This window comes from Holospora obtusa F1, from assembly GCF_000469665.2.
GTDB classification, from domain to species: domain Bacteria; phylum Pseudomonadota; class Alphaproteobacteria; order Holosporales; family Holosporaceae; genus Holospora; species Holospora obtusa.
Genome location: NZ_AWTR02000077.1, coordinates 1 through 7,780, shown reverse-complemented (window position 1 = coordinate 7,780; position 7,780 = coordinate 1). Strand labels below are relative to the sequence as shown.

Below are 7,780 nucleotides of genomic sequence, written 5' to 3'. Positions count from 1 at the left end.
AACAAAATATCTCCTTTTTTTACCAAAACATTTCGTTCTTCTTTAGAAATATCTTTTTTTTCTAATTTTAAAAAAATATCATTCATTATTGATGTATACACGTTTTGAGCCAAGTTATCATTCTCATCGTTGTGTATTAAAAAGAAACTAGGTTCTAATAGCTTTAATATGTTTTCTGAAAAACTATGAGAGCTCTTATATAATCCATTTACAAAAAAAGCACGGTCATTGATCCTTAATTCTTTCATCTGTTTTCTTAAGGATTCAGAAAGATCATCCAAAACGTATTGTGTAATTTCAAAATTTTTCTCTTTTGATCGTAAGATTCCGCGTGTTATCATTTCGTAAAACTCAATTAGGGGAAGTTGAGCACACATTTGTTTAAAATTTAGAGATCTTAAAGTGGTCTCAACAACAAGCGGAAGTTTTTTAGGAGAAGCTAAAATAATATTGAGAAACCCAGCAAAACAAAAACTATTACTTCCATCCAAATGTTCTTTCAAATTCATGGAGGTTAATAAAACTTCATCCAAATGATGCTCATTGGAATATAGAATATCAAATAACATTCCTTGAAATTGCAGAGATGTAACCCTTGTAAATCTTTGTTCTAAATTAAAAAAACTCCAAACAAGATTCACAATAACGGGATTCACATTATCGCCTCGAATCGCCTCTATGATTGAAACAAAAAAACGATCATCCATCTGTTTAAATGTTTTTTCACAATCAAGCAATTCTAATGCGTACAGTGAAAGCTCAGGATCATTATCCGAAGATATAATCTTCCTAATAAGTCTACAAAAGAAATCGGGTTCTTTTTTTGAAAATTTTTCTAAATTCAAAAAATCTAAAAATTTTTTTGCAATTTCAGATGAAAATGAATTCAAATTAAAAGATGTTTGTTGATTTTTTTCTCCTGAAACATCTGCAACTATCTGCTTTTCTTTCTTTTTTAAAATGGTTTCAATAAATGATAAAAAAGTTGGTCTAAGAAAATAACTCTTAGAAAAGTCACATACAAAATCTTTGAAAATTTCTTGCAAGATTTTTATGCTAAGATCTTGATCGTTGTTTTTGCAAAAAAATATTTCTACAGTTCTATCAATATATTTTGGATACCAAAGTGTTGGTATCTTTGTATTTTGAAAAATTTTCCTATGAATCATTTTTTTTACTGTGGTGTGTGATGCTTGCTTATTTGTGCTTAATAATAAGTTTTGAATATTATCTAACAGACCTTGCATATTATTTTTTTCAATATTTTCTAATATTATGGGTAACGAAAAATTGACAGAAAAACCTTGATTACAAAAAATCATAAGAAGAGAAAGAATTTTTAATTTCATAAATTTTTTACTTTTTTTAAGTTTCTACAAATAAATGTTAATATAAAAAAAAATATTGTCAAGACTAAAATTCAGAAAATTTTTTATTCTCAGCTGTGGAGGAAGAAGATCAGACTAAGGATTCACTTTAGGGGCATGTATAGTAAGGAAGCCCCCAACCCAAAACTTTCCCTAAGTTATATACTCACTTCCCTAGCCTTGATCTTTAAAATAAAATTATTAAACCTCTAAATTTTCATCTAAAGAAAGTACCTTTTTATGATCTTTTAAAGGAGCGATAACAACACGGATACGACGCCCCTCTTTTTTTGCTCCCTGCTCTATCTTTCCTTGTCCCGAAATATCTAAAATAAATCGGTCTGCCATCAATCTTCCAGGATCTTTTAAAGGATCATCAGAAAATTGGCAACGCCCCTTGATCTGAACGACAAGTCATTGTATTTCCTTATTTATTTTTGCCAATCAAACACAGAAATAATTATTCCATTTTTATATCGTATTAGCTATACCAATAAAATGTTGATGAATCAAGAAAAAAACAACATAAATTTTTTTATTCCTAAAAGGAAAAATAGAAAAGAATAAATCAAACACAATAACGATATTTACAAGCCTAGACATCTTGTAGAGAATGGATTTCTTTTCCTGTAACGCTGAAAAGGACTTATAACGCGATTACGCTAAACATTACTTCTTCATTTTTTGCTGCTATTTCAATCAGATGCCTTTTTCTTTGGTTGAACATCTCGTGACAACACTATCTAGAAGTGGGGGAGCACGAAAATTTTCGACACTTCGTTATTTTATAGTCAATGAAGCTTAGGTTTACGAATAAGGCAGAGTATGACACTCAGTGATTGAAAAAAGACATTTTTGATCACACGCTATACGATCTTAGAATTTTTTTCTAAAAATCAGACTTATCTTCGTAAACCTCAACTTCAACTTCATTTAATATAGTCAAAAAATTATGACTTAATCATTTAGGATGCAAATAATCATCTTAATTTACAAAACATTAGAAAAAATTTTATCTTAATTCATTCTGTTAATTTTTTTTCACCGCTCTTATCTGATTAATAATGACACGTTTTATTTGAAATTGCTAGAAATTTTATGCTAGATTTGACAACGCAGTGCATTAAGCGTAAAAATTTTTGTATCGTTTTAGAGTTTTTATCTTATCAAGGAGTAAAGAATAAATATGTTAGACAAAAGACTATGGAACATCATGATGTCTGGAAAGATAGATCCTAGAGGATGGATTTTTATTGGAATTGGGTGTTGTATCTCCGCTTTATTTTTTTTAGTTCACACAAAGTTGGCTTTGTTTTGCTCTGGAATTACAGTGATGGTAGGGTTGTTTTTTCGAGATCCCACACGGTGTACGCCTTTAAAGTCAGAGCTTGTTATTAGCCCAGCAGATGGATTGATTTTAGATATTGTTGACTGCTTGCCCCCTTGTGAGTTAGATCTAGGGCCAGGTCCTTGGACTCGCATTAGCATTTTTTTAAATTTGTGGGATGTGCATGTTAATCGGTTTCCTGTAGAAGGACGTATTTTACAAGTCTCTTATGCTCCAGGAAAATTTTTGGAGGCTTTTAAACCAGAAGCGTCTTTAGAAAATGAGCGCTGCGGGATAGTCATTCAAGTCAATCAAGGATTTCAAGTGGGGTGCGTACAAATTGCCGGATGGATTGGTCGCCGAATTGTGTGCGATGCTAAAGTTGATCAAGTAGTAAAAAAAGGAGAAAAGTATGGAATTATCTGTTTTGGAAGCCGAATGGATGTGTATTTGCCAAAAGAACAAGTTGAAATCTGGGCGACTCTTCATCAACGTACCATTGCTGGAGAAACAATTTTAGGAATCATTAAAGAGGAAGAAAACAAACTTTCTCCTGAAGAGCAGTTTACGTATCATTCTTAAATTTTAAAAATTTTTACAAAATAGTTAAGAAAAATTAAGGTAAAGACATCTACTGTGTAGAAAATTTTAACATTCTCAGTATCATGTGTTGAGCTTCTAGTGGCCATGAAATTTTTTGAAAAATTTGGTGCGTAACTGCTTGCATGGCAGGAGATAGTTTAACATAGTCTTTATGAGAAGTTACGAGTACTGCATGATGTTTATTTGCCAGATGTATTAAATATTGCTCGTCTTTTGGTTTATAAAAGTAATGATCTGGAAAAGCAAGGTGTGCTTTAAGATTTAATTCACATTGAGTAATCGTTTCCCAAAAACGTTCTGGATTTCCTAATCCACAAAATCCTACGACCGGAGTATTTATCGGAAGATCACACACAGGCTGACAGCATATCGACCAGCAGGGAATAGAAAGATTGACAAGATACCCGGGAAGCTTCTTCGGCTCCTTACTGTACAAAATGATGAGTCCGTGGGCACGCTGCATCCCCCCTTCCAAAGATTCTCTTAGCGGCCCGGCAGGAAAAACCCAAGTATTTCCAAACCATTGTTGAGTATTACTGACAATAAGTGCAATATTTTTGTAAAGTTTAGGATATTGATGTCCGTCGTCCCAAAGAATAACCGTATTCTTATTGGATGGTAAAAAATTTTGAAGATAGAGCGCTCCTTTTAATATATCTTTAGAAATAAGCACAGGAAAATGTTGAGCCATTATCCAGGCTTCTTCTCCCACCGAATACGGTGTATCTGAAACACCAACCCATATTGGACCTTCTGCTCTTCCCTTGTAACCTCTGGTTAAAATAATGATATCATGGCCTAAATTTGATAACCATTCAGCTAAAGATAAGGTACACGGAGTTTTTCCTGCCCCTCCCAACGTAAGTCCACCTACGCTTATCACAGGTACGTTCATATGAAACGGAGTACACGGTGTACGCATCCATTCATACAAACATTGAAATATTTGATAAACAAAGCTTATTACTTGAAATGTTTTTCCAGGCTTGTGTTTCCAAAATTCTAAATTCTTAAAATTTTTCATTTCATTTATTTTTGCAAACTAAAGAATTCTCGTAAACGTAAACAGTGTATCAAGTTAACTAAAAAAAAAAAGAAAATTTTATATCACTTTATAAAAAAATTTTGTGAGAGATTTTTTCTAGCTTAACCTTAATGTCGTACATAGTAAATGTTTAATAGAAATGATGTGTATAGTAAAAAAAGTTGAATTATAATAAAGTAAAAAAAGCACTAATTTACCGATATAAGCCATAGCAAAACTCAATTTTTTGCCTAATCCATCGCTTCATATTTGCCCAAAATTTTTTCGATTGGATTTAAATCAGGGGAATAAGGTGGTAAAAAAACAACCCTAAAACAGGCAGATTCAAGTAATTTCCTGATTCTTTTGAGCTTTATGAAATGAAACATGATCCATGATCACAATTTGTTCGGGTTTAACTTATTTTATCAAAAACTGCTCTACCCAAGCTTCGAATAATAGTGTGTTACAAGAACCGTTAAACCCCATCGAAGTAATCTCTTTATTGTTTACTAAACTCGCTACAATATGAGTTCTTTCGTAATATTTTCCGCTCTTTTTACCAACGAGTTTTTCACTTTTTTTGAGCCTCATCCTTTATTTGTGCAAATGGTTAGCTGTTTAGTTCCAAATTTTTATGGTATAACCTATAAGGAACTAAAGGAGGCTAATGTATGGAAAGTATACTGCATAACAATGCCAAGACGACGCTTTGAGTCCGAAAAAAAATACAAAGCTCTGTAGAGAGCGCTGCTAAAAATAGCAAAGCGTTTGGCCCTGCACAGCCAAAGCGTTTTATTTGCAATAGAAGCAAGAAATTGTGTGTGAATTCAGATGCGTTTCTAAGCTTCCGCTTGATGATGTTTATAGTGCTTTGAAAGAGAAGATTTCTAATTTCATGGGCTCTAATCTGCATTGATGCCTCAAAAGACTAAATATCTTACCCAAAAAAGAAGAGTCGGCTCCTAAAAAAAAGAAATTTATCCCTTTAGATTTATTCATATTGACAGTACAGAAGGTCCGCACAGATCAAGGGAAATTCTACATTTTTGTGGCTATTGATCGGACCACAAAGTACGTTTATGTTGAGCTGCATTCAAAGATGTCGGTTAACGAGTCAAGTGCATTTTTGAAAAATCTGATCGCTCATTGTCCTTTTAATACCATTTTCCAGTTATAATCTGATGTAATCGCATGAGCGTATCGAGGCCATAACATGTGCAGGGATTAAAAGTAATAAACGATGACACTGAGGATTTGAGTTCATTAGATTATAACTGGGAAATAATATTAAAATAGCTAAAATTCTCATAGACAATGGGGCGCAACTTACCTATGGACTGCTTGCACAATACCTGAGGCCAAAAAACAAAATGCCCCCTTTGATATTATCATGTTAGAATTTGAACGTAAAAAATCTAATTTTAATCATAATTCTAACCATATGTTGTTGGGACTAAACAATTATCTATACTATTTTTAAAGAGTTTGAGCGAAATCCGTCAAACTCTGATCATAACCAAAACTACATGTTATTAGGACTGAACAACTATTTTAATAAAAAATCTAAAAAAGTTACCTGCTCTCTGACGTAAGTAGCGCAAAGATGGCTCACGTCCATGTAAATGGGATTCTCATGTGCGTCGCAAACATGACACACATGATGATCACACAAAAAATTTTCAGGATAAATTATTTTTGCTCCACTTTTTTTTGCAATGTCATGTAAAATTTTTCGTTCTTTTAAATGTGCAGACATCCAATCACTTCTTTTTACATGATTCCAAGAAAATTTCCATTTTCCCCAAATATCTCTTTTAAAAAAACTTTTGGGATCAAAAGCAACTCCAAAAGGAATATTGAAAATAACATAGACCTTTTTTCCCTTAGAAACGAGTTTCGTAAGAAAAATTTCAAGATCTTTAACTGCTTTATCTAAAATATAGCTTTGTGATAAATTTCCTTCATTGTGCGCAGAGCGATATAAATAATCTTTTTGAGTTCCGTTTAAGTAAAAAAACCATGAGCAACTCACGACGACTTCTTTGATTTCTTCTTGTTGCGCGTACATCATAGCATATTTTACGAACCTCATTTCCGTTTCTGATCTCCCAACATTAGGAATAGGGCACGTTGAGCTCCTTGTAGCAAATACAACAGACTTTTTATTTTTTCCTTTTTTCATCAATTCATCTATGCGCGGTGCATATTGTTGCATATGACTATCTCCAAGAAACAGGATGACGTTTTGCGCTGACCCTATGCTGTAAAAAAAATCATTGGTTAAAAAAGGGTCATGAAGTGTAATACGATACATCTCAGGAGTTGGATATTGCCAATCTTCAAATCCATTCATAATTCTGTATGCATTAGGGAAAAGATAGCTAACTTTTGGCTTCAAAATAGATCGGTATCCCGTATATCCGACGCTTGCCAATAATCCCATGGGTATCAAAAGCGCCCATACTATCGTTGAAGAGGTATGTTTTCTGAGGGGCTTTTCCAGGTATTTATAGATGATATACCCAAAGAAAATAACAAAAACAAATATCGAACCTTTTTCTAATAAACTAAGTTCATAATTTGATGGAAAAGAATGAATAACTTTTAAAAAAGATATACATGGCCAATGTAAAAGATACACAGGATAACTGATTAATCCAAAAAATACTAACAAAGGATGGGATAAAATTTTTTTATTTACAAATGTATCGTGAGAAGCTAGCATTAAAAAAAGACTGCTGATAACAGGGAATAAAATTAGGATAGAAAAATATTTATGACTGTTACTCAAAAACAAAAGAGAGCTTATAACAATCAAAAAACAAAACATACTTCCAAATTTTACTGTGAATTTATGAATAGATTTTTTTTGTAAAAACAACATATAATATGCCCCCAAAGCCCCCATAGACATTTCCCAAATTCGAGAAAAAATAAAATAAACCTGTAAACTAGGGTTAATTGACGACAAGCGAAGATGTATAAAAAATGAAAACAGAGTACTTATTGATATACATAGTATGATAAGTGTATTTTTTGAAATATTAAGATTTTTTATTTTTTCTAATTGAACAATACTCCATAAAAAAATGGGGATGATTAAGTAGCGAGATTTAGGAATGAACAGCGCAGGTAAGCAAAAACATAACATTGTGCTCTTATAACGCAAAATATTAAAAATTTTTATTTTCTGTGATTTATTTATTTTCTGTAATTTAAAAAGACTCCATAAAAAAAGAGGCCAAATAAAATAAAATTGCTCTTCAACAGAAAGTGACCACAAATGCAATAAAGGTTTTTGTTCTGCAGCAAGATCAAAATAACCCGTTTCTCTGTATAGAGTCATATTTGTCATAAAAACAGAAGAGCTTAATAAATGTTTAGACAAATTTTTAAACTCATTAGGAAACAAAACAAACCATCCATACCCTATACACAAAAAGCAAGTAACAATGA

At 32.2% G+C, this 7,780-nt stretch carries 6 protein-coding genes; 1 reads left to right on the top strand and 5 read right to left on the bottom strand.

What is annotated here, in order from left to right; all coding sequences use genetic code 11:
- Together P618_RS04650 and P618_RS08015 are read right to left on the bottom strand one after the other, a co-directional pair.
- Window positions 1-1,349 (bottom strand): hypothetical protein (locus P618_RS04650; RefSeq protein ID WP_040458517.1); only part of this gene is annotated, 1,349 nt, incomplete at its 3' end.
- Between the two features lie 219 nt (window positions 1,350-1,568).
- Window positions 1,569-1,715 (bottom strand): hypothetical protein, encoded by a 147-nt coding sequence (locus P618_RS08015; RefSeq protein ID WP_021827231.1) that lies wholly within the window; start codon window positions 1,713-1,715, stop codon window positions 1,569-1,571.
- 838 nt (window positions 1,716-2,553) lie between these two features.
- Here P618_RS08015 and P618_RS04645 point away from each other — a divergent pair.
- Entirely contained in the window at window positions 2,554-3,276 is a 723-nt protein-coding gene (locus P618_RS04645) for a phosphatidylserine decarboxylase (RefSeq protein WP_024161220.1), read from the top strand.
- Between the two features lie 49 nt (window positions 3,277-3,325).
- On the opposite strand, the gene lpxK is transcribed toward P618_RS04645, so the two are convergent.
- From lpxK to P618_RS08240, 3 genes are all read right to left on the bottom strand, one after another.
- On the bottom strand, window positions 3,326-4,321 hold the full coding sequence (gene lpxK / locus P618_RS04640) for a tetraacyldisaccharide 4'-kinase (RefSeq protein WP_021827229.1): 996 nt from the start codon (window positions 4,319-4,321) through the stop codon (window positions 3,326-3,328).
- A 251-nt stretch (window positions 4,322-4,572) separates the two neighbouring features.
- Window positions 4,573-4,710, bottom strand: coding sequence for a transposase (locus P618_RS09485; protein WP_021827228.1), 138 nt, complete (start codon window positions 4,708-4,710; stop codon window positions 4,573-4,575).
- Window positions 4,711-5,870: 1,160 nt separating this feature from the next.
- Window positions 5,871-7,780 (bottom strand): acyltransferase family protein (locus tag P618_RS08240; protein ID WP_040458516.1); only part of this gene is annotated, 1,910 nt, incomplete at its 5' end.